The organism is Kineosporia sp. NBRC 101677, assembly GCF_030269265.1.
Lineage (GTDB): Bacteria > Actinomycetota > Actinomycetes > Actinomycetales > Kineosporiaceae > Kineosporia > Kineosporia rhizophila.
This window is the reverse complement of record NZ_BSTA01000004.1, coordinates 123,085-146,148: the sequence shown is the minus strand read 5'-3', so window position 1 is coordinate 146,148 and position 23,064 is coordinate 123,085. Positions and strand designations below refer to the sequence as shown.

General features: G+C 70.6%; 24 protein-coding genes. 12 read left to right on the top strand and 12 right to left on the bottom strand.

Annotated elements, in window-relative coordinates; genetic code table 11:
• Positions 1–125: 125 nt before the first annotated feature.
• The 3 genes from QSK18_RS13330 to QSK18_RS13320 form a co-directional block, all read right to left on the bottom strand.
• Positions 126–1,592 carry a tetratricopeptide repeat protein gene (locus tag QSK18_RS13330; protein WP_285619184.1) on the bottom strand — a complete coding sequence of 489 codons (1,467 nt, stop codon included), beginning with the start codon at positions 1,590–1,592 and terminating at the stop codon, positions 126–128.
• Positions 1,593–1,775: 183 nt separating this feature from the next.
• Positions 1,776–2,798, bottom strand: coding sequence for a Gfo/Idh/MocA family protein (locus tag QSK18_RS13325; RefSeq protein WP_285619181.1), 1,023 nt, complete (start codon positions 2,796–2,798; stop codon positions 1,776–1,778).
• A 42-nt stretch (positions 2,799–2,840) separates the two neighbouring features.
• Positions 2,841–3,428 (bottom strand): M15 family metallopeptidase, encoded by a 588-nt coding sequence (locus tag QSK18_RS13320; protein WP_285619179.1) that lies wholly within the window; start codon positions 3,426–3,428, stop codon positions 2,841–2,843.
• Between the two features lie 86 nt (positions 3,429–3,514).
• Here QSK18_RS13320 and QSK18_RS13315 point away from each other — a divergent pair, with 86 nt between their 5' ends.
• The 5 genes from QSK18_RS13315 to QSK18_RS13295 all read left to right on the top strand — a co-directional run bounded on the left by QSK18_RS13315 (position 3,515) and on the right by QSK18_RS13295 (position 7,160).
• The gene (locus QSK18_RS13315; RefSeq protein ID WP_285619177.1) at positions 3,515–4,195 is read left to right on the top strand and encodes a response regulator transcription factor; all 681 of its coding nucleotides are present in this window, start codon (positions 3,515–3,517) and stop codon (positions 4,193–4,195) included.
• 88 nt (positions 4,196–4,283) lie between these two features.
• Entirely contained in the window at positions 4,284–5,294 is a 1,011-nt protein-coding gene (locus QSK18_RS13310; RefSeq protein ID WP_285619175.1) for a sensor histidine kinase, read from the top strand.
• A gap of 67 nt (positions 5,295–5,361) precedes the next feature.
• On the top strand, positions 5,362–5,643 hold the full coding sequence (locus QSK18_RS13305; RefSeq protein WP_285619173.1) for a GntR family transcriptional regulator: 282 nt from the start codon (positions 5,362–5,364) through the stop codon (positions 5,641–5,643).
• Between the two features lie 22 nt (positions 5,644–5,665).
• Complete coding sequence (locus QSK18_RS13300; protein WP_285619171.1) at positions 5,666–6,076, top strand: DUF1772 domain-containing protein; 411 nt, start codon at positions 5,666–5,668, stop codon at positions 6,074–6,076.
• 100 nt (positions 6,077–6,176) lie between these two features.
• Positions 6,177–7,160 (top strand): hypothetical protein, encoded by a 984-nt coding sequence (locus QSK18_RS13295; RefSeq protein ID WP_285619169.1) that lies wholly within the window; start codon positions 6,177–6,179, stop codon positions 7,158–7,160.
• Here the strand turns inward: QSK18_RS13295 and QSK18_RS13290 are convergent.
• Positions 7,132–8,460 carry an MFS transporter gene (locus tag QSK18_RS13290; RefSeq protein ID WP_285619167.1) on the bottom strand — a complete coding sequence of 443 codons (1,329 nt, stop codon included), beginning with the start codon at positions 8,458–8,460 and terminating at the stop codon, positions 7,132–7,134. The genes QSK18_RS13295 and QSK18_RS13290 overlap by 29 nt on opposite strands.
• Positions 8,461–8,771: 311 nt before the next feature.
• Here QSK18_RS13290 and QSK18_RS13285 point away from each other — a divergent pair, with 311 nt between their 5' ends.
• From QSK18_RS13285 to QSK18_RS13275, 3 genes are all read left to right on the top strand, one after another.
• On the top strand, positions 8,772–9,347 hold the full coding sequence (locus tag QSK18_RS13285; protein WP_232808856.1) for a CGNR zinc finger domain-containing protein: 576 nt from the start codon (positions 8,772–8,774) through the stop codon (positions 9,345–9,347).
• A 71-nt stretch (positions 9,348–9,418) separates the two neighbouring features.
• On the top strand, positions 9,419–11,782 hold the full coding sequence (locus QSK18_RS13280; protein WP_232808857.1) for a putative bifunctional diguanylate cyclase/phosphodiesterase: 2,364 nt from the start codon (positions 9,419–9,421) through the stop codon (positions 11,780–11,782).
• Between the two features lie 39 nt (positions 11,783–11,821).
• Entirely contained in the window at positions 11,822–12,472 is a 651-nt protein-coding gene (locus QSK18_RS13275) for an MOSC domain-containing protein (protein WP_232808858.1), read from the top strand.
• A 6-nt stretch (positions 12,473–12,478) separates the two neighbouring features.
• Here QSK18_RS13275 and QSK18_RS13270 read toward each other — a convergent pair whose 3' ends face one another.
• Together QSK18_RS13270 and QSK18_RS13265 are read right to left on the bottom strand one after the other, a co-directional pair.
• Positions 12,479–13,297 (bottom strand): M23 family metallopeptidase, encoded by an 819-nt coding sequence (locus QSK18_RS13270; protein ID WP_285619164.1) that lies wholly within the window; start codon positions 13,295–13,297, stop codon positions 12,479–12,481.
• Positions 13,294–13,812 (bottom strand): ArsR/SmtB family transcription factor, encoded by a 519-nt coding sequence (locus tag QSK18_RS13265; RefSeq protein WP_232808860.1) that lies wholly within the window; start codon positions 13,810–13,812, stop codon positions 13,294–13,296. The genes QSK18_RS13270 and QSK18_RS13265 overlap by 4 nt, the downstream gene beginning before the upstream one ends.
• 185 nt (positions 13,813–13,997) lie before the next feature.
• On the opposite strand from QSK18_RS13265, the gene QSK18_RS13260 reads away from it, so the two are divergent.
• Positions 13,998–14,486, top strand: a complete 489-nt coding sequence (locus QSK18_RS13260) for a hypothetical protein (RefSeq protein WP_285619163.1) — start codon at positions 13,998–14,000, stop codon at positions 14,484–14,486.
• 1 nt (position 14,487) lies between these two features.
• Here the strand turns inward: QSK18_RS13260 and QSK18_RS13255 are convergent, their stop codons facing one another.
• Positions 14,488–14,784 (bottom strand): hypothetical protein, encoded by a 297-nt coding sequence (locus tag QSK18_RS13255; protein ID WP_285619162.1) that lies wholly within the window; start codon positions 14,782–14,784, stop codon positions 14,488–14,490.
• Positions 14,785–14,874: 90 nt separating this feature from the next.
• Here QSK18_RS13255 and QSK18_RS13250 point away from each other — a divergent pair, with 90 nt between their 5' ends.
• Complete coding sequence (locus QSK18_RS13250) at positions 14,875–15,708, top strand: PhzF family phenazine biosynthesis protein (protein WP_285619161.1); 834 nt, start codon at positions 14,875–14,877, stop codon at positions 15,706–15,708.
• On the opposite strand, the gene QSK18_RS13245 is transcribed toward QSK18_RS13250, so the two are convergent.
• Complete coding sequence (locus tag QSK18_RS13245) at positions 15,680–16,369, bottom strand: DUF998 domain-containing protein (RefSeq protein ID WP_285619160.1); 690 nt, start codon at positions 16,367–16,369, stop codon at positions 15,680–15,682. The two genes, QSK18_RS13250 and QSK18_RS13245, sit on opposite strands and share 29 nt — an antisense overlap.
• 78 nt (positions 16,370–16,447) lie before the next feature.
• Positions 16,448–16,699: a DUF3253 domain-containing protein gene (locus tag QSK18_RS13240; protein ID WP_232808865.1), complete on the bottom strand. Its 252-nt coding sequence runs from the start codon at positions 16,697–16,699 to the stop codon at positions 16,448–16,450.
• A 171-nt stretch (positions 16,700–16,870) separates the two neighbouring features.
• On the opposite strand from QSK18_RS13240, the gene QSK18_RS13235 reads away from it, so the two are divergent.
• Positions 16,871–17,215: a cupin domain-containing protein gene (locus QSK18_RS13235; protein ID WP_232808866.1), complete on the top strand. Its 345-nt coding sequence runs from the start codon at positions 16,871–16,873 to the stop codon at positions 17,213–17,215.
• Here QSK18_RS13235 and QSK18_RS13230 read toward each other — a convergent pair.
• From QSK18_RS13230 to QSK18_RS13220, 3 genes are all read right to left on the bottom strand, one after another.
• Positions 17,202–18,113: an NADP-dependent oxidoreductase gene (locus QSK18_RS13230; RefSeq protein WP_232808867.1), complete on the bottom strand. Its 912-nt coding sequence runs from the start codon at positions 18,111–18,113 to the stop codon at positions 17,202–17,204. The two genes, QSK18_RS13235 and QSK18_RS13230, sit on opposite strands and share 14 nt — an antisense overlap.
• Before the next feature lie 234 nt (positions 18,114–18,347).
• Entirely contained in the window at positions 18,348–18,701 is a 354-nt protein-coding gene (locus tag QSK18_RS13225) for a hypothetical protein (protein WP_285619159.1), read from the bottom strand.
• An 89-nt stretch (positions 18,702–18,790) separates the two neighbouring features.
• Positions 18,791–20,416, bottom strand: a complete 1,626-nt coding sequence (locus QSK18_RS13220; RefSeq protein ID WP_232808869.1) for a tetratricopeptide repeat-containing diguanylate cyclase — start codon at positions 20,414–20,416, stop codon at positions 18,791–18,793.
• Positions 20,417–20,746: 330 nt separating this feature from the next.
• On the opposite strand from QSK18_RS13220, the gene QSK18_RS13215 reads away from it, so the two are divergent.
• Positions 20,747–23,044 (top strand): transglycosylase domain-containing protein, encoded by a 2,298-nt coding sequence (locus tag QSK18_RS13215; protein WP_285619158.1) that lies wholly within the window; start codon positions 20,747–20,749, stop codon positions 23,042–23,044.
• Positions 23,045–23,064: the final 20 nt, after the last annotated feature.

Below are 23,064 nucleotides of genomic sequence, written 5' to 3'. Positions count from 1 at the left end.
GGCCCCGTTGCGGGCGTTGATGCCCAGCGGCCACAGCCCGAGCGACCGGAAGGTCTCGCCGAACGAGGCGACGTGAACCCCGTCCTGGGCCACGGCGTCGATCAGGTCGTCCTGCAGGGACATCTTCAGTGCCGGCCGTTGACCCGGCGGCGGAACTCCGCCTGGGCCGTGCTGGTGACCTCGTTCAGCCGCTGCAGCTCGCCCTCGGTGGGCTCGCGGCGCAGGTGCACGTCGACCTTGAAATCCCCGTCCACCAGCTCCACCTCGAGCCGGTCGAGCAGGTCGGCGGGCAGCCGGGCACTGACGAACTCCCGGAACGCGGCCGCCATCGTGGTGCCCAGGTCACCGCAGCCGCAGCTGAGCCCCTGGTGCACCGCCCCCAGGTGGCTGCGCCCGACCAGGGCGTCCGGGTCCACCGGGTCGAGCACCGCCAGACCCTCCTCGATCATCGGCCCGGCCTCGGCCAGCCGCTCCTGGTGCTGCAGGAACAGTCCGAACGCGACGCAGGCCCGGCCCAGCAGGTCGTGGTCGGCGCCGCGGCGGCCCTGGCTCACCGCCTCGGCCAGCACCGGCTCGGCCTGCTCGCTCCGCCCGGCCTCGTTCAGCGCGAGCCCCCAGTTGCGCAGCACGTGGCTGGTCAGCTCCGGGCTGCCGAGCTGCCGCACCCGTTCCCCGACCGAGGCGTAGGTGGCCAGGGAGGACTCGACCCCGCCGGCCTCGCTGTGGGCGAGGGCCAGGGCGAGGGTGGTCAGCACCGCCTCTTCCGGGCGGCCCAGCCGGTCGTAGGAGTCGCGGGCCCGCTCGATCAGCTCGGCCCGCCCCTGCGTGTCGCCCTGCTCGCGCTTGAGGTTGGCCAGCTCGGAGAGCAGGTTGAGGGTGGCCTGGTGGTCGGGGCCGAGGATGTGCTCGACGGCCCCGAGGGCGACCTCCAGCAGAACCCGGGACTGCGGGTCGGACCGGTCCATCCGATGGCAGAGCGTGCGCGCGACCATCGCGACCAGTTCTTCGGGCAGCGCGTCGAGACCGGCGAAGAGCGGCTCCCCGGTTCCCTGGGCCAGGACGATCTGCGCCCGCAGGGCCATCGCCCAGGTGAGCCGCTCGTTACCGTTGCGCCAGAGGTTGTCGACCGTCTCCTCGACCACCTCCCGGGCGGCGGTCAGGTCGCCGCGCTGGCGCAACAGGTCGGCCAGCGGCTCGAGACCGAAGGCGTAGCCGGCGTGCTCGCGCCCGTAGAAGGCCAGCCGCTCGGCCACGCCCTGCCGCAGCTCGGTCTCCGCCTCGTCGAGCCGGCCCGCCATCCGCAGCGCCATGCCCAGGTTCATCCGGTAGGTGAGCTGGTCCTTGCGGTTCTGCTCGTCGTGCACGGTCATCGTCACGGCGCCGCGGAAGCACTCGATCGCCCGGTCGACCCGACCGGCGTTGATCAGGATGTTGCCCAGGTCGCACTGGGCGGAGGCCCATTCGGGGCTGCCCACGCCGTGCGCCTGGGCAGCCCGCTCGACCTCCCGCACCAGCAGGTTCTCGGCGTCGCCGTAGCGCCCTTCCTGCATCAGACCAACGGCGATTTCGACCGGCTCGGGCGCTTTCGTCACAACCGGCGAGTCTAGGGCCTGTCCTGTGGATCAGCGCCGTAGCGAGGAGGTGCCCGGTGACGGCCTGGGCGTGCCCGGTGGGCGCCCTCGTAGTGGTTCTACGTGGGCGCCCGCCGGGTGCGTCCAGGCTGCCCACCGGGTGCCCCGCAGTAGGCGACTGATCCGCAGGACAGGACCTAAGGCCTACCCCTGGTCGGGCAGAGTCTCCAGGTTGCGGGTGACACCCACCTGGGTGAGCGCCTCTTCGAAGATGGTGGCCACGTCGATGGACCACTTGCGGCCGATCAGCGGGGAGGCCGTCAGCCCGGCGCCCAGGCACTCGTGCACGTGCTCGAGCATGTACTTCCAGCCGTGCTCGACCGGGTGCTCGTGCACGGTCGGCTCCTCACCGGTGAGCACCGTGAACGACGGAACGCTGTGCACCGGCTCGGCGATCTCGATCAGGCCCTTGCTGCCCTCGATCCAGGCCTTGCTGGCCGAGCGGGCCACCATCGTGGTGGACAGCGCCGCCACCTGGCCGCCCTCGAAGCTCACGGCCAGCGCGATGTGCCGGTCCACCCCGCTCTCGGTGAGCGAGCCGACCGCCCGCACCGCGGTGGCCGAGCCGAACAGCGTGACCGCCAGGCCGACCGGGTAGGGGCCCAGGTCGAGCAGCGAGCCGCCGCCGATCTCCGGGTCGTGGAAGCGGCTCGCGTCTTCCGGCACGGTGAAGCCGAGGTCGGCGTGCACCGACTGCACCGGCCCGATCGCACCGTTCTCGATCTGCTCGAGCAGCGCGCGGGTGCCGGGCAGGAAGCGCGTCCAGTACGCCTCCATCAGGAACACCGACTGCTTCTCGGCCAGGTCGAACAGGTCCTGGGTGGCGGCCAGCGAGACCGTCATCGGCTTCTCCACCAGCACCGGCTTGCCGGCCAGCAGGGCGGCCCGGGCCGGGGCGTAGTGCTGCGGGTGGGTGTTCGCGATGTACACCACGTCCACCCCCGGGTCGGCCAGGAGCTGCTCGACCGCGTCCGGGCCGCCGTAGGCCGCCGAGACTCCCCGCGCCTGGGCGAACTCCTGCGCCCGGGTCAGGTCCCGCGAGGCGACCGCCGCCAGATGACCGCCCTCGGCCTGCTCCAGCGCAGCCGACACCGCCTTCGCGATGCCACCGGTACCGACGAAACCCCAGCCGACGCTCACGTCCACCAACCCATTCCCAACCGCCACGAAACTACCGTCGTTGGAAGCTATGTGCCGGGTCCTTGCTGGTCAAGAGGATCCGTCGAGCCGCATTGCCGGGCACTCGCCGCCGGGTGCGGTGAGCAGCTCGAAATGCCACATCTCGTTGGCGTAGACCTGACACAGCCCGTAGGCCGAGCCGTTGCGCCCCAGCCAGTCCGCCGCGTCGGTGGGCCCGACGTCCACCGCATCACCGGTGACGTGCTTCGAGCCGTCGGGTGTGTTCACCCAGCGCCGCGCCTCCTCGTAGGAGCCGTACTCGTCGACCGCCTCGTCCAGAAGATGCTGCTGGTACTGCGCACTGCGCCAGCCGCTGGTCACCCTCAGGTCCACGCCGTCCTCAGCCGCGTCGGCCGCGGCCTCGCGCACGGCGGCCAGCAGGGCAGGCCGCAGTTCGGTCAGAGCGGGGACGTCGGTCCCGACTTCCGCGGGATCGTCACCGATGACGCCATCTTCGGTACCGAGCCCCCCACTCAGGTGGACGCCTTCCGGCCAAGGCGCACCCGACGTCCACTGTTTGAGGACGTTTGGGGCGACGATGCTGCCCAACGCACCCAGGAGGGTGATGGCGGCCAGAACCAAAACCCATCTGGCGGCCGGTGTTCTGGTATCGGTCATGACACCAGAGAAGCCAGCCTCGGGTTGCCCGGGCGTCTGCGGTTCTGCTTATGCCGACGTTATCCCGGCCCGACTAACCTGGCCGGATGCGTGTCTTGATCGTGGAGGACGAACCGTACCTGGCCGAGGCGGTCCGGGACGGCCTGCGTCTGGCCGCGATCGCCGCCGACCTGGCCCTCGACGGCGCGTCGGCCCTGGACATGCTGGCGGTGCACGACTACGACGTGGTGGTGCTCGACCGCGACCTGCCGGTGATCCACGGCGACGAGGTGGCCCGGCGGATCGTGGCCGGGCACCCGAGCACGCGGATCCTCATGCTCACCGCCGCCGACCTGCTCGACGACAAGGCCAGCGGCTTCGAACTGGGCGCGGACGACTACCTGACCAAGCCGTTCGAGATGCGCGAGCTGGTGATGCGGCTGCGGGCCCTGGGCCGGCGCTCCGGTCAGGCCCTGCCCCCGGTGATCGAGCGCGAGGGCGTGCGGGTCGACGTGTTCCGCCGCGAGGTCTACCGCGACGGGCGGTACCTGGCGCTCACCCGGAAACAGTTCTCGGTGCTGCAGGTGCTGATCACCGCCGCCGGTGGTGTGGTCAGCGCCGAAGACCTGCTGGAACAGGCCTGGGACGAGAACGCCGACCCGTTCACCAATGCCGTCCGCGTGACCATCTCCACCCTGCGCAAGCGCCTGGGCGAACCGCAACTGATCCAGACCGTGCCCGGCGTCGGCTACCGGTTCGGCCGAGAAGAGGCGTCCGATCATTCCTGACAACTCGCCCCCACGCCGCACCCCCGGCCTGAGCATCCGCTGGCAGCTGACCCTCAGTTACGCCGGTTTCCTCGTCCTTTCCGGCGCAGTGCTTTTCGCCGTGCTGCTGCTGGTGCTGCGCTATGTGCCGGACGCGAATCTGACGGTGGTGAGCAACGGTGATTTCGCACCCCGCCGTAGAGACCTGCTCAAGGTGGCGATCCAGTTCTCTTTCTGGGGCCTGCTTTTCCTGACCACGGTCGGCCTGGGCGCCGGCTGGATCCTGGCCGGTCAGATGCTGCGCCCGCTGGCCCGGATCACCCGGGCCGCCGAAGCCGCCGCCCAGGGCTCGCTCTCGCACCGGGTGCACCTACCCGGCCGCGACGACGAGCTACGCCAGCTCGCCGACACTTTCGACGCGATGCTGGCCCGCCTGGAACGCACCTTCGAGGAGCAGCGCCGCTTCACCGCCAACGCCTCGCACGAGCTGCGCACCCCGCAGACCGTGATGAAGACCATGCTGCAGGTGGCCCGCGCCAACCCTGAAGCCGTTGATCTGGAACAGCTTCTGATCCGACTGCAGGAGATGAACGACCGCTCGATCGACACCCATGAGGCCCTGCTGCAACTGGCCCGTCCCGAAAAAGGTGACCTACCGCGGGAGGCGTGCAATCTCACCGAGGTGACCATGGACGTCCTCACGCAGTCGGAGGTCCCGCTCGCCGAGGCCGGGATCGAACTGTCCGAGTCGTTCGCCCCCGCCGCGGTGCACGCCAACCCGCCCCTGCTGCGCCGGCTCGTCGACAACCTGGTGCGCAACGCGATCACCCACAACCTGCCCAGCGGCGGCACGATCTGGGTCGAGGTGGGCACTGACCCGGCCGGCCGCGCCCGCCTCAGCATCGCCAACACCGGCGCCCGCATCTCCGCCGAGATCGCCGCCACCCTCACCGAACCCTTCGTGCGCGCCCACGGCCGCACCCGCCCCACCCGAGGCCCCGGCGGCAGCGGTCTCGGCCTGGCCATCGTCGCCTCCGTCGCCCGTGCCCACCACGCCGACCTCCACCTCACCCCCCGCCCCGAAGGCGGCCTCACCGTAACCGTCACGTTCCCGTCCTGAGAGGCGTGGTTCAGTTCACCCCTAGGGGTGTGCGGCGGGAGTGGCGGGGCAAGAGATCATCGTGGGGATGTCTTTTTCCCCGCACCACCTCCTCGCTGACGAGATCGCCGCCCGGATCCAGGCCGGTCATCACGCCCCGGGCACCCCGTTGCCCAGTCCGGCCGACCTGGAGCAGGCCGGGCACTCGCGTGAGGCGGTGCGGCAGGCGCTGCGCTGGCTGGTCGAGCAGGGGTGGGTGCAGATCGGGACGTACGGCGGTTATGTGGTGGCCGACGACCAGGCCGGCGAGATCAACTGGGACGAGATGAACCGGCAGGTCGAGGCGCACTTGCGGCGGTTGCGAGGCTGACCGGGTCTGGTTGGCTCGGCGGGTGAGTACCGCGCTGACCGCCCTGCTGGCCGCGACCGCCGTGCATGCCGGGTTCCAGACCACGGTGACCCTGCTGGTCTATCCGGCCTTGGCCCGGGTGCCCGCCGAGCAGTGGGCCGATGCCCACCGCAGGCACTCCCGGACCATCACCCCGCTCGTCGGTGTCGTGTACGGGGCTTTGCTGCTCAGCACCGGGTGGGCGGTGGTCACGGAGACCCGATTGTGGACGCTCGTGACCGCCGTCGCGGTCGGCGCCACCTTGGTCACCACGGGGTTTGCGGCCCGGCTGCACGGGCGGCTGGGCACCGGTCATGATCGTCAGCTCCTGGCCACGCTGCTCCGGGTCGACCGGGTCCGCGCCGTGACGGCCGTCACGGCGTTGGTGGCTTGCCTGGTGGCGGTCTGCTCGTAGCGGGTGCGCCGGTGCATCTCTCGTGCGTGGGCGATTCATGGTCCTCGCCGGTTCGGCCGCCTAACGTCTTGGCTGACGATCCCGGGCGACAGGGGCAGTGATGAGCGCCGAAACCGCGTTTCACCAGCATGATCTCACCGTGGGTCCGGCCGAGCTGCTGCGGCTGTTCACCCGGATGCAGCGCGACCGGTACACCAGCGCGCTGAGAAGTGACCCGGACGTGGCGGAAATCATCCACGTGGGGGCACTTTCGCCGAGACACGTGCCGGGCTACGCGTTCGACGTGGATCTGGTAGTGGTACTGCCCCGGCTCCGGAACCACACCCCCGAGCAGGCTCTCGAGATCATCCAGCGTCTGGTGGGCCATCGGGTGCACCACCGGGCCCTCGACGATGCGGCTCTGCGCCGGGGCACGCGGGTGGCGGGTCACCTGGTGGCCTGCGCGTGGTCGGCCCCGCGCTGGCCGGACCACTATCGCGCGATCGTTCCTGGTTCTGCGCCGGTGCATCTCATGCCGGCCTTTCAGCAGGGCTCCGAGCTGATGGTTCCGGGCAACGACAACCAATGGACGTCGGTGGATCCCCAGGAGCTGTACGCCCGGGTCGCGGAGCGGCAGCGGGAGTGGAAGCACTTCGAAGACCTGGTGCGGATGACCCGGGCGTGGAATCGGCATCACGCCCTGGGGCTGGCGCCGCTGGCCCTGGAGGTGCTGGTCCTGGCCTTCATGCCCAGGCCCACTTCGTGGCAGACGCTCACCCGGGCCGAGGCCCTGGCCCGGTTCTTCCAGGCCGCCCAGACCTATCCGGGCGTGCTCCGGCGTCCGGGGCACGGGCGGGTGCTGGAGCTCGGCCTGCCCCGCACCAAGCTGGCCACTGCTCTGCACGAGGCGGCCGCCCTTTCGCGCGCGGCCGCCGACTGCGCGGTGGACGGCGACCGCAGCGGGGCCGAACGGTTCTGGGAGAAGCTGTTCGGGCCGGCGTTCGGTCCGGGCTGGCTGATGGCCCTGCTGCGCTGGACGTGGGACCAGGAATCGGGGCACCGGGTCCGGGCCGACGTCAATGCGGACTGGCCGGCTCTTGGGTGAGGGTGCGCATGCGGCGCACGGGTGAGAGGGCCACCGGCAGCGTGGCCAGGGCCATGAACGAGGCCCCGATCAGCGCGGCCGGGTAGGCGCCGAACTGGGTCACCAGGCCCCCGGCCAGCAGCGCGCCGATCGCCAGGGCACCCCAGGAGAAGAGGCGGTAGGCGGAGTTCACCCGGCCCTGCAGGTGCGAGGGTGTGGAGAGCTGGCGCACGGTGGCGGCCTGCGAGTCGGCCACACCGATGCCCACGCCGGAGACGAAGAAGGCCACCCCCAGCCCGATCAGCGCAGCGCGGTCCAGACCGGCCCCGGCCACCAGCCCGACCAGGGGCGCGCTGTTGCCCAGCACTAGGGCCGCGACCAGGGCCGGGCCATAGCCGAAGCGGGCGGTCAGGCGGGCGCTGGTGGCACTGCCGAGCACAGCGCCGACGCCTACCGTCATCAGCAGCCCGCCCAGGATCAGCGCGCCCAGTTCCAGACCGTTGACCAGGTGCACGGTCAGGGCGAGCAGCAGGATCTCGTTGCCCAGGTTCCACGTCGCAGCCTCGGCCGCCAGCGGCCGCAGGATCCGGCTGCGCCGCAACGTGCTCACCCCTTCCCGCGCTGCTCGCCACGTGCCCGATGGCTGGGTTTCGGGGGCGGCCTGCTCGTCGGCCACGACTCTGCGCAGGAGTAAGGCCGAGCCGAGGTAGGCGAACGCATTGACCAGTACTGCGAAGGGAGCGGTCAGAACCTGCACGATCGCCCCGCCCATCCCGGAGCCCGCCACTTCGAGCGCTGAGCGGGTGGCTGCGGTGCGGGCGTTGGCGTCGGCCAGCTGCTCGCGCGTAACCACGGAGGGCAGGAAGGCGAACTCGGCCAGCACGTAGAGCACCCCGAACGAGCCCACCGCCAGCGCCGCCCCGATCAGGACGGGCAAGCTCAGCCACCCGGCCAGGGCCAGCCCCGCCACGGCGAGCAGGAGCAGCCCGCGGGCCAGGTCGGCCGAGATCATCAGGGGACGCCGGGCCCGCCGGTCGACGAGGACGCCCACCCACAGGGGAAGTAAGAGGTAGGGCACGACGAACGCGGCGCGGGTGAGGGAAAGCTGGAACGCGCTCGCCCCCAGGGTGACCACGGCCAGCACCGGCAAGGAGAGGTCAGCGATCTGGGTACCGGCCTCCGACGCCGTACCCGCCGCCCATACCCGGCGGAACGAGCGGTTGCCCCAGGCCGATGCGGGCGGCCCCGAGCCCAGCTCGCCCTCAGACCCAGTGCCGGCCGCAGCGCCCGACCCAGTGCCCGACCCAGCACCCGGCCCCACGCCCGTCTCAACACCCGGCCCCACGCCCGGCCCCACGCCCGGCACCACGCCCGTCTCAACACCCGTCGCTGGCGTCGGACTCGCGCTCAGGCCCGACCCGGCATCCGGCCACACCCCCACGCCGGACGCCGAGCGCTGCGCCGTGCCCGAACTCGGGTCCGGCCGCCCACCGGGCTCGGCCTCCGTGTCTGCCTGCCCCGCTCCACCCACCGACATCGCAAGTCCCCATTCCTACGAGCGCCAGTAACCATCGTCCTTAATTTGAAGGTTACCCACAACCAGCGTCGGCGCAACGAGGGTTAGCATTGGTTGTGGCCGAGACCGACCCGAGCACCGAGAGCACGCCCCCGGCGGGCGGCCTCGAACTGGTGCGCCGGTTCGTGAACTCGCTGGACATCGAGGCCGGCACCGACGAGCTCACCGATCCCGACGGATGGCCCGCCTGGGCGGGCCGCAACGGTTTCCGGCAGCAACCGTCCTCAAGTTCTGATGATCTCGCCCGTCTGGTCAGGCTGCGTGAGGCGTTGCGCGAGGGGCTCCAGGCCAACCATGACCGGGCTCCCCTGCCCGAGGCCGTGGCCACCGAGCTCACTCGGGCGGCGCAGTGGGCCGAGGTGCGGGTGCGGTTCTGCCCGGATGGCGCAATGCTCGGCTCGGAAGCCGACGGTGCGCGGGCGGTGGGGGCGCAGGTGCTGGCTCGGGTGGCCGCAGGGCTGGCCGACGGCACCTGGGCGCGGTTGAAAGTGTGTCGAAACGACGCCTGTCGCTGGGCTTTCTTCGACACTTCGCGCTCGCGCACCGGGCAGTGGTGTTCGATGGGGGTGTGCGGCAATCGGGCGAAACAGGCACGGCACCGGTCCCGCCGGACCGCGGAGCCGAACCTCTGAGCCCGCCCTTCTCAGCATCGTCACCCCTCGGCCGATGGTTGAGGCAGATGCTGTTGCCAGAAGGAGGACGAGTGCAGACCCGACCGTCTCAGCCGGCGCGTCCGCTCGCCACTCTCCTGCGGGACCCGGTCCTGCTCGGACTGGTGGCGCTGACCGTCGTCGGGTGGGTGCTGTTCGGTTTCTTCCCCGGCAACACCGTGCGCCAGACCCAGCTCTACTGGGCCGTGCAGGTGCCGATGGACGCGGTGCTCGCCGTAGGGGCCTGGCGGCTTCGACAGCTGGCGCCGCCCCACTTCCGCCGCTTCTGGTCGTTCATCGCCTTCGGCGGCACCTCCTTCACCATCGGCGACAGCTTCCAGTTCTTCTACTGTCTGGCGGTGCCCGACCAGGCCTCGGTCGACGGCAGCATCGTGCAGAACGCGTTCTTCGCGGTCGGCATGACCGGCAACCTGCTGGCCTGCCTGACCTTCCCGCAGGGCCCGCAGACCGGCCGGGAACGGCTGATCTTCTGGCTCGACTCGGCCACCGTGCTGGTCGGCGGGGCCGTGCTGGCCTGGTGTTTCGCGGTGAACCCGGTCGACGAGGGCACCAACCGGGTGGCCGCCAGCCTGACCGTGGCCCTGGTCGTGGTGGCCGCGTTCGCCGCCACCAAGGTCGCGCTGTGCCCCGACCCGCCGATGGACCGGATCGCCGCCTGGCCGATGGTCGCCGCGCCGGTGGTGCAGGGCGTGAGCGTGTTCCTGCTGGGCATCTTCGACCAGGAGCACGAGCCCTACGCCTTCGCCGTGCAGCTGCTGCCCTCGCTGCTGATCGCCGCCGGCCCCCGCATCCAGGAACTCACCGTCCGGATCACCGGTTACGCGCCCCGGCCCAAGCGTCGGGCCTACAGCCTGCTGCCGTACGTCATGGTCGCGCTCACCTTCGTGATGTTCTACTTCGTGCTGCCGGACCACGTGTCGATCCAGCTGTGGGGGGCGTTCGCCGGGATCGTGGTGATCACCGCGCTGGTCACCGGCCGGCAGCTGATCTCCTTCCAGGACAACAGCCGGCTGCTGGGCCGTCTGGACGTAGCCCTCGAGAACCTGCGTGGGCAGGACGTGCAGCTGCGCTGGCAGGCGTCGCACGATGCGCTGACCGACCTGGCCAACCGGGTGCACTTCCAGGAGGAGATGACCCGGCTGCTGGCCCGTACCGAGGCCCGGCGGGCCGGTGACCCGGCCGACTCGCACACCGTGCTGCTGATCGACCTCGACGACTTCAAGACGGTCAACGACACGATGGGGCACGCCGCCGGCGATGCCCTGCTGGTCTCGGTGGCACAGCGACTGCAGGAGGCGGTGCGGCCGGGCGACCTGGTGGCCCGGCTGGGTGGTGACGAGTTCGCGGTGCTGCTGCCCAACGCCGACGCCGTGGTGGCGCTGCGGGTTTCCGAGCGCATCCTGCAGGGCTTCGCCGAAGAGGTGGACGTGTTGCAGCACACCCTGGCGGTGCGGGCCAGTATCGGCATCGCCGTGGCCCAGCCCGGCACCCTGCCCTCGGTGCTGCTGAGCAACGCCGACATCGCCATGTACGAGGCCAAGCACCGCGGCAAGGGCACCTCGGCGCTGTACGACCAGGAGATGGGCGTACGGATCAACGCCGAGGCCGACACCCTGCGCGACCTCGAGACCGCGGTCAACGCCGGCGAGTTCACGCTGGTCTACCAGCCGATCGTGCGGCTTCAGGACATGAGCCTGGTCGGGGTCGAGGCGCTGATCCGCTGGTGGCACCCGGTGCACGGGCTGGTCGCGCCGTCCGACTTCATCCCGCTGGCCGAGCGCAGCGGGCAGATCGTGCAGATCGGCCGGTGGGCGCTGCGCGAGGCCTGCCGTCAGGCCGCCGTCTGGCGGAAGGAGTTCCCGCAGGCCGAGCAGCTCAACATCGGGGTGAACGTGGCCGGCCGGCAACTGCGCTCCGGCACCTTCGTCCAGGAGGTGGCGCAGGCGCTGGAGGAGTTCGGGCTGCCCGCCGAGCGGCTGAGCATCGAGGTCACCGAGACCGCGGTACTGGACGACCAGGAGTCGATGGACGCGCTGGTCGCGTTGCGCGAGCTGGGGGTCAAGCTGGCGCTGGACGACTTCGGCACCGCCGCCTCCTCGCTCGGCCTGCTGCTCACCTGCCCGGTCACCACGCTGAAGCTGGACCGCTCGTTCGTGGAGTCGATCACCACGGTGGGCCGGCAGGCCGCGGTCGCCACCGCGGTCAGCCAGATGGCCGACACGCTGGACTTCGCCTCGGTGGCCGAGGGCATCGAGACCGAGGAGCAGCGCAGCCTGCTGCAGGACCTGGGCTACCAGTACGGGCAGGGCTTCCTGTTCTCCCAGCCGGTCACCGCCGACGGCCTGACCGCGTCCTGGACCCGGATCGACGAGGCGAGCCCGATCAGCGCCGCCTGAGTGGTAGCGGCAAATTCGGGCAACTTCTACGGTGGCCCGGTGAAGCTTCTGTCGGTCAACATCGCCCACGCCATCGACAACCCGTGGCGCACCGCGTCGCAGACCGGGATCGACAAGCGGCCCGTGTCGGTGCCGGTGCTGGTCACCGCGCCCGGCCCGATGGGCGACGGTTCGGTCGGGCTGGCCGGCGACCGGGTGTACGACGTGGACCACCACGGCGGCACCGACCAGGCGGTCTACGCCTACGCCCGGGAGGACCTGGACTCGTGGGAGTCGATCCTGGGCCGCCCGCTGGTCAACGGCTCGTTCGGCGAGAACCTGACCACGGCCGGTATCGACGTGAACGAGGCCCTGATCGGCGAGCGCTGGAAGGTCGGCGACGAGGTGGTGCTGGAGGTCACCCGGCCCCGCATCCCCTGCTCCACGTTCCAGGGCTGGCTGGACCGGAAGGGCTGGGTGAAGGAGTTCACCAAGGGCGCCCTTCCCGGCCCCTACTTCCGGGTGATCACCCCGGGGCACCTGCAGGCCGGCGACGCCGTGGAGGTTCTCGAGCGCCCCGACCACGACGTCACCGTGAGCCTGGCGTTCCGGGCCATGACGCTCGAACCGGCGCTCCTGCCTCGGCTTCTCGATGCGCCGGCCCTGCCGGCTGCCGACCAGGCTCTGGTGCGGCGGCGGCTGCGGCTCTAGGGCCGCTCAGGCGCTCATGTGCTGGTCGTTGGCGGGCAGGCCGTCGACCTGATCGGCCTCGATGGTGACGGCGGCGAAGGCCATCGGCAGCCCCTGGGCCAGGGTGGGTGATGCCCTGTCCATCAGCTGGGCGTGCACGTGGGGTTCGCTGCTGTTGCCGGAGTTTCCGCAACTGCCGACCTGGTCGCCGGCCTGGACCCGGTCGCCCACCCGGACTTTCAGCGAACCTTGCTGCAGATGGGCGACGGCGGCGAAGATGCCGTCCTCGCCGCGGATCACCACGTGATTGCCCAGAATGAACCCGGGTCCGCCGATCTCGCGGACCATCCCCTCGGCGAACATGTAGAGCAGCGCCGCAGTGGTGGAGCGGGAACGGTGGTCGCGCCGCCAGCCCGAGGCCTTCACCACCTCACCGTCGATCATCGCCAGCACCGGTTGCCCGAAGGCCGGGTACTGGTGGTTGGGCCGCAGAGCAGGACCAACCCCGAATTGAGGACGAGTGTCAGCCTCCGGTTCGTGGACGAGATCGATCGCATACGCCTGGCCGTAGGCCCGGATGCCGTGGCTGGGCGTCTTCGTGGCGGGACTGTTGATGCCCAGCCACCTTCCGCGCACCGGCGCGGTGACCACCCGGGGCTCGGGCACCGGGAGCAGCTTCGGGCCCAGGACGACCAGAGCCAGGCAGAAGACGACGGCCACCAGGGCCAAGATCGGAAGCACCGGCGGCAGCGCCGCACCGGACAGGGCGTTTCCGATCAGGATGACCGCAGCGCCGAGGTAGATCGGCATACGCACGCGGTACAGCGCCAACACCGTTGCCTTCATCGCTGCGCTCCAGTCAGACAGGCCAGCAGTGGCACCACGCGGGTGGCCGGGACCTCGTAGCTGCCCCGGCCGCTCTGACGCAGCCAACCCGCGGCCATGAGGGGCCGTAGGTGGTGATGCAGCTGCCCGGTGGTGCCCAGCGATTCCAGGGCGGCCAGGTCGGCCGTGGTGTGCCGGCCCAGCAGCACCTGGCGCAGGATCTCGATGCGCACCGGATGCCCGAGCGCGGCGAACACCGAGGCCTGGTCGGACCACTCTGTCTCGAGCAGCCCGGCCGTGCCGGCGCTCTGCTGCCAGGAGACCGGCGCCCCGGTGGGCAGGGTCAGCGCCCCGACCAGCATGACCGCGCCCTCGGCAGTGGACGGGTCGTCGTCGAGCCGGGCCTGCAGGCCGGTCAGCGCCCAGAACGTCTCCTCCGACAGGGGCCCGGGCGCAGCGGGCTGCTTCTCCAGCGCTTCCACCCGGTCGGTCAGAGCCCGCAGCTCCGCTCGCAAGGCGAGCATGTCCTCGTCCATAGTTCTACGTTACTACGCACAAACGTATTAACGTCCAACCCGGCGAATTCCCTCGCACTCTGCCCGCCGTTCAACGACGCGACACCCGGTGGTGGCAGGCTCCCCGTTCGGCAGGTCAGGCAAGAGAGGGCGGTATGCGCAGGTCACGTGGTGGGGCTCGACCCACGTTGGTCATGATGGGCGCGGTGCTCTCCCTCACGGCAGCCTGCTCCAGCGCGAGCGGCACCCCTCGCGGGCAGGGCATGACCACCCCGGCGCCGACCGTCCAGAAAGACAGCGACGAGCCTCCCGGCCTGGGCGACGTGTGGACCAAGCAGGACGTGGTCGAGATGTACGAGCGGGACAAGGGCCTGCGCCTGAAGCTGCCGGTGACCCTGCCCGAGGGCTACGAGTTCACCGGCTTCGTGCCCCCCGACGTGCGCCCGACCAAGAAGGGCGAAAAAATCATCGCCCGCAAGGCCTGGTTCCGGCTGAACCACGAGACCGCCATGGTGTGCGTCGAACTGACCCGCGCCGACGCCGGGATCTGCCCGGAAACCAACATCGACGTGAGCAGCACCGAGAAGGGGCAACTGCTCCAGGTCTCGGTGGAGGTCCCGGTGTCGAACGACACGCTCGACTGGGGCGACGTGAGGTACTCGGCCGATCCGGCCGACTGGACCTGGCTGCCGTAGTTCAGCCGGCCGGCCGCCAGTAGGCCTCGGCCTTCTGCAGGTCTACGACCGCCGGCGCGAGCTCGTACTCCAGCGAGAAGCCGGGATAACCTCCGCCGTCCAGGTATTCGAGCATCTGTTCGTACTCGCCCGCGTCGCCGTCCCACTCTTGAGGCACGGTGAGCTCGTACGGCCCGGCCAGACCACGCGCGATGAAGTTATGCCCCGGCACCAGCTCACCGCAGTCCACGTCGAAGGCCTGCAGCATGCTTCTCGCGGCCACCGCGGGGCCGCGCGGTGGCAGCCGGGAGCTCTTCACGCCGCTCAGCGTCGGGCACCGGAGGTTGCGGCGGCAAGTCGTTTCCGGGGCTCTTGACCGGCGCAATCCGGGACGCTCAAACTGCTCTTCATGCTCGTTCAGCGGATCAGTGCGTTCACCCGTGACCCCGAAGGCGGCAACCCGGCCGGTGTGGTGATCGGCGACCACCTGCCCGACGAGGCCACCATGCAGCGGGTGGCGGCCGAGGTGGGCTACTCCGAAACAGCTTTCCTGGCGATCGCCCCCGGCTCCACCGTGGCCGAGGTGCGCTACTTCAGCCCGGAGCGGGAGGTCGACTTCTGCGGCCACGCCACCATCGCCTCGGCCGTGGCCCTGGCCGACTCGCACGGCCCGGCCACCTACGAGTTCCGCACCCGGCCGGGTGTGGTGATGGTCAGCACCGACGTCGAAGAAGGCTGGCCGGTGGCCACTCTGACCTCGGTCGAGCCGCAGGTGAAGCCGGTACCCGACGGTCTGCTGGAGAAGCTGCTGCCGCTGCTGGGCTGGAGCCCGGACGACCTGGATCCCGAACTGCCGCCCGCCCTGAGCTTCGCCGGCGCCTGGCACCTGGTGCTGGGCCTGCACACCCTGGGCACGCTCTCGGCCCTCGAGTACGACTTCACCGCCGTGCGTGAGCTGATGCTGGCCGAGAACCTGACCACGCTGCAGTTGGTGCACCGCACCGGCCCCGACACCTTCCGCGCCCGCAACCCGTTCCCGGTGGGTGGAGTGGTGGAAGATCCGGCCACCGGTGCGGCGGCGGCTGCGCTGGGCGCCCACCTGCGACACTTCGGCATCGTCCAGCCTCCGTCCGAGGTGCTGGTGACGCAGGGCATCGAGATGGGCCGCCCGAGCATGATCAAGGTGAACATCCCGGCCGAGGGCGGGATCAGCGTCAGCGGGAACGCCTGCCGGATGAGCTGAGCACCGGCTCGGCCGGGCTGGGCTGCTCGTTCGTGAACAGGTGCCGCAGGCCGACCACGGCGAACAGGACCAGCCAGGCCAGCTGTGGGAACACGGCCACCCGCTCCATCCCGCCCATCCCCAGCCCCAGGTACTGCTGGCTGAGGAACAGCGTGAACGCGGTCAGGCCGAGCGCGCCCAGGGGCAGGCCGAAGCGCCGCACGATCGGGTCGGACGCCTGCCGCCCGGCCACGATCAGGCCGATGTTGCCGGCCAGCATGATCAAGGCCGCCCCGAGGACGTGCACGTTCTCGTTCACGTCGGCCGGTGCCAGCCCGACCAGGACCCAGCCGAGGCCCGCGGCGAGCAGCAGCCCGCGGGCCGCCCGCGCCCCCGGCCGCCACAGCGGAGCGCTGAGCAGCAGGCCGATCACCGCGAGAACGCCCAGCCGTATGAAGGATTCGTTCATCATCCCGTGATCGGGTGAGCAGACCCAGCGCATCTGCGGCTCGGCCTGGACGGCACAGGTGCGGTTGCCCAGATCGCTGATGTTGTGGTCGGCCCAGCTGTACGGCCGTTCCCAGGCGGCCTGGACCACGAGGTGGAACACCAGGAACTGCACCACCGCGCCGACCAGCGCAGCGAGCCCCACCACGGTCTTGGTCTTCCGGTTCGTAAGCATGTGTCCAGCACACCAGCGGGCCGTACTACCGGGCACTCCGATGCACCACCGAACGGGGGTGGGGTTAACCCCCGTAAGTCACACCAACCGGATGCGGATGGGGCCGCGCACAGTCGCAGGATCGACGGCCTCACCGCCCTGGGTGATCTCGACCCGGCCGTCGGAACGCAACCCCCGGGCGGCCTCCCGGACCGGTTCCATCAGGTCGCGCCACTGCTCACCACCCAGGGCCCGGGCCACCTCGGACGGGCAGATCGTGGCCCCCTCCCGGCGCTCGGCCAGCAGGTCGAGGATGCTCTGCCGCAACTGCTTCTCACTCGGCGCCGCCATGGGAACACCCTGCACCCGGCGGGCGGGGCCCGCAGCCGTGCCTGCCCGGATACCGACCAAAGTCCCGCACAACCGGGCCGGGAGGCCCCTCCCCCACAGGTGAGAAGCCACAATGATGCCATTACCGCGTTCGCCAGCACGAGCGTCCATCATTGGCCGAAGGAAACCGCCATGCAGAGCACCCAGCTCACCGAACTCGCCGACGAACTGCTGGAGCAGGCCCGCGCGGCCCACAGCGGCCGCGCCGCGCACACCCTGGTGGTGGGTCACGAACACCGGCTCAAGCAGCTGGTTCTCGCGCTCGCGGCCGGGCACCGGCTGGCCGAGCACGACAACCCCGGCGAGGCGACTGTGCAGGTGCTGACCGGCAAGGTCACGCTGCAGGCCGGCGAGGAGACGTGGAGCGGCGCGGCCGGTGACCACCTGGTGATCCCCGCGGCCAAGCACGACCTGAACGCCGAGGAGGACGCGGTGGTGCTGCTCACCATCGTCGCCGGGCGGCTCAGGGAAGAGTGATCGCGATCTTTCCGCGCCCGTGACCGGTCTCCAGCTCGCGGTGCGCGTCGGCGGCACCGGCCAGCGGGTAGGTGCTGCGGATGTGGATGCGCAGTCGGCCCTGCTCGTGCAGTTTCACCAGCTCGGCCAGGCGGGCGGCCGAACGCGTGGCCGGAGTGACGCGGATGCCGAGCTCCTCGGCCCTGCCGTGCTCGACCAGGGTCAGGATCCTTGAGCGGTCGGCCACCAGAGCCAGTGACGTCTCCAGCGCCGCACCGCCCGCGCAGTCCAGCGCCGAATCCACGCCCTGCGGGGCCAACTGCTTCACCCTCTCCACCAGACCTTCGCCGTACTCGACCGGCGTGGCACCGAGAGACCGCACGTAGTCGTGATTCTCGGGACGCGCCGTGCCGATCACGACCGCACCCGTCTGAACCGCCAACTGCACGGCGACCGTGCCCACCCCACCGGCTGCGCCCTGAACCAGAAAAGTCTCCCCCTGGGCGGGCCGCAGCTCACCGTGGGCGATGTGCGCGGTCTGGGCGCTCGCACTGAACGCGCCGGCCACTTCCCAGGACATGCTCGGCGGCTTCGCGGTGATCTGGTCGGCCGGGATCACCAGGTATTCGGCATAGGCGTCCAACCGTCCGAACCCGAGAACCTCGTCGCCCGTGGCGAAATCGGTCACGCCAGCGCCGATCTGATCAATCACCCCAGCGAATTCGTTGCCCGGGATCGTCACGGCCCTTGGCTCTACCCCCTGCGGTATCCATCCGGCCCGCACGGCGAGGTCGAACGGCTGAACCCCGGCCGCCCGCACCGCGATCCGCACCTGCCCCGGACCTGCTTCGGGCGCCGGAACCTCCATCACCTTGAGCACTTCCGGCCCGCCCGGCTGCTCGAACGCCGCTGCCCTCATCGTCTGGCCCCCTGCTGCTCGCTCCTACGTCCCGCGGGTAAGCCTGATTGCTGAAGCGCGCTTGAGGTCAAGGGGCCGCCCAGATCGGGTCGTCGTCGGCCGGACGGCCGCTGAGCGTGTTCAGCCGGCCCGCACCCCGCACGAGACGGGAGCGGCAGACGTTCACGAAGGTCAGCTTGGCCTCGTCGAGAGCCCTGCGCTGGGCCGCCCACTCGGTGAGAGATATCGGGCGTCTCAGCAGTTCTCGCCCGACCCTCCAGAGTGACGCGTCCAGATCGTGCGCAGCCTGAGCGATCTCGGCGTCCGCCGGATGTTCAGCGCCTCCAGCGCCTCGTTGAACTGGGCCCAGTCAACGAAGTCGGAGGTGTGCTGGGCCGTGGCGGCCGTGCCGGAACGCACCGCCTCGACGTGGGCCAGGTAGACGCCGGCGTAGGCAGCGAGGAACGCGGCGCAGGCATCGGCCTGTTCGGAGAACCGCCAGTGCCGGCTCTGGGCGCGGGCAGCCAGCAACCCGCCGACCACCACGCCGAGCAGGGCCAGCACCGAGCCTGACACCGCGATCACATTGGCCCAGGCCTGTCCGCTCATCGCTGCCCCCCACCGTCGGATGGCGAGGGAGCCTAGGTTCAGCCGGGCCGGCGGCACGGCGCGACTGCCGGACAGTGCACCGCGGAGGCTCAGATGTAGACGCTGATCCGGTTCCGGCCGCTGGACTTGGCCGTGTAGAGCTGCTGGTCGGCGCGGGCCAGGAGGGTCTCGTAGGTGTCGCCGGGGTGCTGGGCGGCGACGCCGGCGCTGAGAGTCAGCCCGCGGCCGGGGGTCACCGGGCTCCAGTCGTACTGCTGCACGGTGCGGCGCACGTGCTCGACGATGCGGTGCGCCCGGCCCCGGCTGGGCGTGATCATGACCAGCAGGAACTCCTCCCCGCCGAGCCGGGCGGCGAACGATCCCGCCTCGTCCGGGGGCAGCGCCGCCTCCAGCAGTCCGGCCACCGTCTGCAGCACCCGGTCGCCGGCCTCGTGCGAGTAGCGGTCGTTCACCGACTTGAAGTGGTCCAGGTCGACCAGTGCGACGCTCAGGCCACCGATCGGCCCCGGGCCGGAGGCCAGCAGTTCGCCCAGCCGCTCCTGCACGTAGAGCCGGTTGCGCAGGCCGGTCAGCGGGTCGCGGCGGGCCTCCTCGCGGTAGCGCGCCGCCTCCTCGCGGGCCGTGCGGGTCTCGAACAGGGTCTGCCGGATGCGGGCCTGGGCCTCGCGCTCGTGGGAGAGCAGCTCACGGTCGGCGGTGCTGAACGCCTGGAGCATCTCGTAGGCCGCGCGGTAGTCGCCCAGGGCGGCCCGCACCTCGGCCCGGGCCTTGAGGATCTCGTTCTTGACCCGGGCGCAGCCCTCGTCGGCGCAGGCCTGCTGGGCCCGGGCGAGGGCGTCCAGGGCGGCCTGCGGCCGGTCGAGCGCCAGCTCGGCGGCGGCCAGGGTGATCAGGTAGTACGAGCCGGCGTCGGGGGTGCGGAAGTCGACCTGGACGGCCGCCTCCACCGCCTGCTGGGCGACCTCGGCCGCCCGCTGCGGCTCACCGGCGAGCAGGTGGATGCGGGCGATGGTGTCGAGGCTGGCCGCGTTCAGCGGGTACCCGTAGCGGGCACTGAACGCGGTGAGCTGCTGGGCCCCGGCCCGGGCGTCCTCCACCCGGGCATCGCGCAGCGCGGCGTAGGCCCGGTTGTTGATCACCAGCAGGTGCATCTGCGGATCGCCGACCGCCAGCTCCTCGGCCCGGGAGTACCACAGCTGCGAGTCCTCCCCGGCGCCGAGCTTGTGCAGCAGGTCGGCGGTCTTGTTCAGCACCCTGACCCGCAGCGGCCGGGGCACCTCGTCGGTGAAGGCGAGCACCGCGTCCATCACGTGCTGCAGGGCGGTCGGCTCGTCGCCCAGGTCGTTGTGCACGAACGCCTTCAGCAGCGAGGCGCGCACCCGGTTGACCGCCGTGAGCGCCACCGGCCCGGCGCAGGCCTGCCGGATCAGCTTCACCGCGGCCGTGATCTCGCCGGTGCGCTGACTGGCCTCGGCCCGGCAGAGCAGGGCCCCGGCGACGATCTGCGGCTCACCCAGGGCCTCGGCCCGCACCTGCAGGTCGCGGGCCCGCTCGGCCGCCACCGCCGGTTCGGAGGTGACCAGCGCCTGCAGCTCGCGGAGCTCGGCCTCCGGCCCGGGCCCGAACCCCGGATCGGCGGGCAGGGACGGCGGGCGCATCCGGACCAGCAGCCCGGCCGGCGCGTCGGCCCCGGGCGAGCGTTGCACCTGATCCATGCCCCGCGCCCTCCGGCCCGCTTATGTCTGCATACGACGCTTTCGCAACGTTTGCATAGTGTCGCAGCCGCACCGCTGAAGCGACAGGGATTCAGCGCTGATGTCTTGCCCGTGCGCGGACAATTCTCCTCGGCCGCCGATTTCGCGGCCGGTTCTTGCCCTGGCCTTGACGCGAACTGAAACTTCTTCACGATCGGCCCGATGCACTGGGTGAGCAGCCCTGCCCGCACCGTCATCATGCCTGCGATCTGCCTCACCCGTCCGCCGATTTACCCTCATACAACAGTGCTTTGGTTCTGGTGGGCAGAATGCCTGCACTAGGGTCGCGGTATGTCGCCGAAGCCTCGCCCGCTCAACTTCCTGGGTCTGCTCGGTGCCTTCGTGGTGACGAGTCTGGTGGCGGGCGTCCTCGCGGCCGGTCTGGCGGTCCCCGCGATCGGCGCCTCGGGCCTGGCCACCAGCAACGTGATCAAGGCGTTCAACGAGCTGCCGACCGAGCTCGCCGACACCCCGATGCCGACCAACACCAAGGTGCTGGCCGCCGACGGCTCGCTGATCGCGACGTTCTACGACGAGAACCGCGTGCCGGTGAAGCTCAAGGACATCTCGCCGTTCATGCAGACCGCGATCGTGGCGATCGAGGACGAGCGCTTCTACGAGCACGGCGGGGTCGACCCCAAGGGCCTGCTGCGCGCCGTGGTCGCCAACCAGGTCTCCGGCGGGGTCTCGCAGGGCGCCTCCACGCTCACCCAGCAGCTGGTCAAGAACATGCTCAAGGCGGAGGCCTACCTGGCCGGTGACCAGGCCGGGTTCGAGGCCGCCCAGGAGCGCACCAACGAGCGCAAGCTCAAGGAGATCCGGCTGGCCACCGCGCTGGAGCGGCGGATGGACAAGAAGGAGATCCTCGAGGCGTACCTGAACATCTCCTGGTTCGGCGGGCAGATCAACGGCGTCGAGGCGGCCGCGCGCTACTACTTCGACACCACCGCCAAGAAGCTCACGCTGCCCCAGGCGGCCACGCTGGCCGGGATGATCCAGTCGCCGCCGCAGTACAACCTGGCCGAGACCGAGAAGCACGTGCGGGCCAAGCAGCGCCGCAACACCGTGCTCACCAAGATGTACCAGCAGGGCATGATCGACGCCGAGACCCGGGACAAGGCGCTGGCCGCCAAGCTCGGCGCCGACATCAGCCCGACCTACCAGGGCTGCGCCAACGCCGGCACCCGGGCCTACTTCTGCGACTACGTGTACAACCTGCTCACCAAGAGCCCCGGCTTCGCGGCCCTCGGCAAGACCGAGGAGGACCGGGCGATCGCGATCAAGCGCGGCGGCTACACGATCAGGACCACCCTCGAGCCGAAGATGCTCAACGCCGCCTGGAAGGCCGTGAAGTCGGCGATCCCGCCGGACGACAAGAGCCGGGTGGCCACCGCCTCGGTCACCGTGGAGCCGGGCACCGGCAAGGTGCTCACGATGATCCAGAACAAGTACTACAGCGTGGAGAAGGGCCGGCAGAACACCACGGTCAACTACTCCACCGACTACACCTACGGCGGCTCCTCGGGCTTCCTCACCGGGTCCACGTTCAAGCCGGTCGTGCTGGCCGCCTGGCTGAAGTCCGGCCGCAAGCTGAACGACACGATCGAGAGCGGGCCGGGCTCGCTGGGGGTCAGCTCGTTCCGGGCCTGCGGCTCGAACCTGCGCAGCACCGAGACGTGGAACTTCAACAACGCCGGCGACGGCAGCGGGTCCGGGGCCATCACCGCCTGGGACGCCACCGCCAACTCGGTCAACGGCGCCTATGTGCGGATGGAGCAGAAGCTCGACCTGTGCCAGGTGCGCGAGATGGCCGAGGCGCTGGGCATGCACCGGGCCGCCGCGGTCGAGTGGGGCGAGGAGAAGGCGACCACCGGCATCCCCGACACGGTGCCCTCGATCGTCCTCGGCACGATCAACCAGTCGCCGCTGACCATGGCCAACGCCTACGCCACGTTCGCCGCGAGCGGCAAGTACTGCGAGCCGATCGCGGTCACCTCGATCAAGGACCGCAACGGCAAGGCGGTCAAGATCCCGAAGACCAGCTGCAAGCAGACCGTCCCGGCCAACGTGGCGAACACCGCCACCCTGGGCCTCAGCCGGGCCCTGATCAACGGCACGGCGGCCAGTACCGGCCGGCTGTCCAGCGGCCAGGACGCCTCGGGCAAGACCGGCACCACGAACAACTCGCAGGACACCTGGTTCGTCGGCTACACCCCGCAGCTGTCCACCTCGGTGTGGGTGGGCCCGGAGACGGTGAACGGCAAGCGCAAGTACATGCAGGGCGTGCGGATCAACGGCCAGTGGCACTCGCACGTGTACGGCGGCACGATCGCGGCGCCGACCTGGAAGAAGATCATGGAGTCGGCGCTCAAGGGCAAGAAGGTCAAGAGCTTCCCCAGCGCGGACAGCAGCCTGATCGGGCAGAAGCCGCTGCCGCCGAAGAAGGAGAAGAAAAAGAAGGACGATCGTGGCGGCGACGGTCCCGGTGGTAACGGGAACGGCGGCGGCGGGAACGGCGGCGGCGGCAATGGTGGCGGCGGGAACGGTGGCGGTAACGGTGGCGGGGGTAACGGGAACGGCGGTCGCTGACCACCGGTCCCGTCACCACC

What these genes read in the sequence shown, in the direction of transcription:
- QSK18_RS13320 (WP_285619179.1), bottom strand. Translation starts at nt 3,428, where the DNA reads ATGACCGATACCAGAACACCGGCCGCCAGATGGGTTTTGGTTCTGGCC.
- QSK18_RS13315 (WP_285619177.1), top strand. Translation starts at nt 3,515, where the DNA reads ATGCGTGTCTTGATCGTGGAGGACGAACCGTACCTGGCCGAGGCGGTC.
- QSK18_RS13305 (WP_285619173.1), top strand. Translation starts at nt 5,362, where the DNA reads ATGTCTTTTTCCCCGCACCACCTCCTCGCTGACGAGATCGCCGCCCGG.
- QSK18_RS13295 (WP_285619169.1), top strand. Translation starts at nt 6,177, where the DNA reads ATGAGCGCCGAAACCGCGTTTCACCAGCATGATCTCACCGTGGGTCCG.
- QSK18_RS13270 (WP_285619164.1), bottom strand. Translation starts at nt 13,297, where the DNA reads ATGAAGGCAACGGTGTTGGCGCTGTACCGCGTGCGTATGCCGATCTAC.
- QSK18_RS13265 (WP_232808860.1), bottom strand. Translation starts at nt 13,812, where the DNA reads ATGGACGAGGACATGCTCGCCTTGCGAGCGGAGCTGCGGGCTCTGACC.
- QSK18_RS13250 (WP_285619161.1), top strand. Translation starts at nt 14,875, where the DNA reads ATGCTCGTTCAGCGGATCAGTGCGTTCACCCGTGACCCCGAAGGCGGC.
- QSK18_RS13245 (WP_285619160.1), bottom strand. Translation starts at nt 16,369, where the DNA reads ATGCTTACGAACCGGAAGACCAAGACCGTGGTGGGGCTCGCTGCGCTG.
- QSK18_RS13240 (WP_232808865.1), bottom strand. Translation starts at nt 16,699, where the DNA reads ATGGCGGCGCCGAGTGAGAAGCAGTTGCGGCAGAGCATCCTCGACCTG.
- QSK18_RS13235 (WP_232808866.1), top strand. Translation starts at nt 16,871, where the DNA reads ATGCAGAGCACCCAGCTCACCGAACTCGCCGACGAACTGCTGGAGCAG.
- QSK18_RS13230 (WP_232808867.1), bottom strand. Translation starts at nt 18,113, where the DNA reads ATGAGGGCAGCGGCGTTCGAGCAGCCGGGCGGGCCGGAAGTGCTCAAG.
- QSK18_RS13225 (WP_285619159.1), bottom strand. Translation starts at nt 18,701, where the DNA reads ATGAGCGGACAGGCCTGGGCCAATGTGATCGCGGTGTCAGGCTCGGTG.
- QSK18_RS13220 (WP_232808869.1), bottom strand. Translation starts at nt 20,416, where the DNA reads ATGGATCAGGTGCAACGCTCGCCCGGGGCCGACGCGCCGGCCGGGCTG.
- QSK18_RS13215 (WP_285619158.1), top strand. Translation starts at nt 20,747, where the DNA reads ATGTCGCCGAAGCCTCGCCCGCTCAACTTCCTGGGTCTGCTCGGTGCC.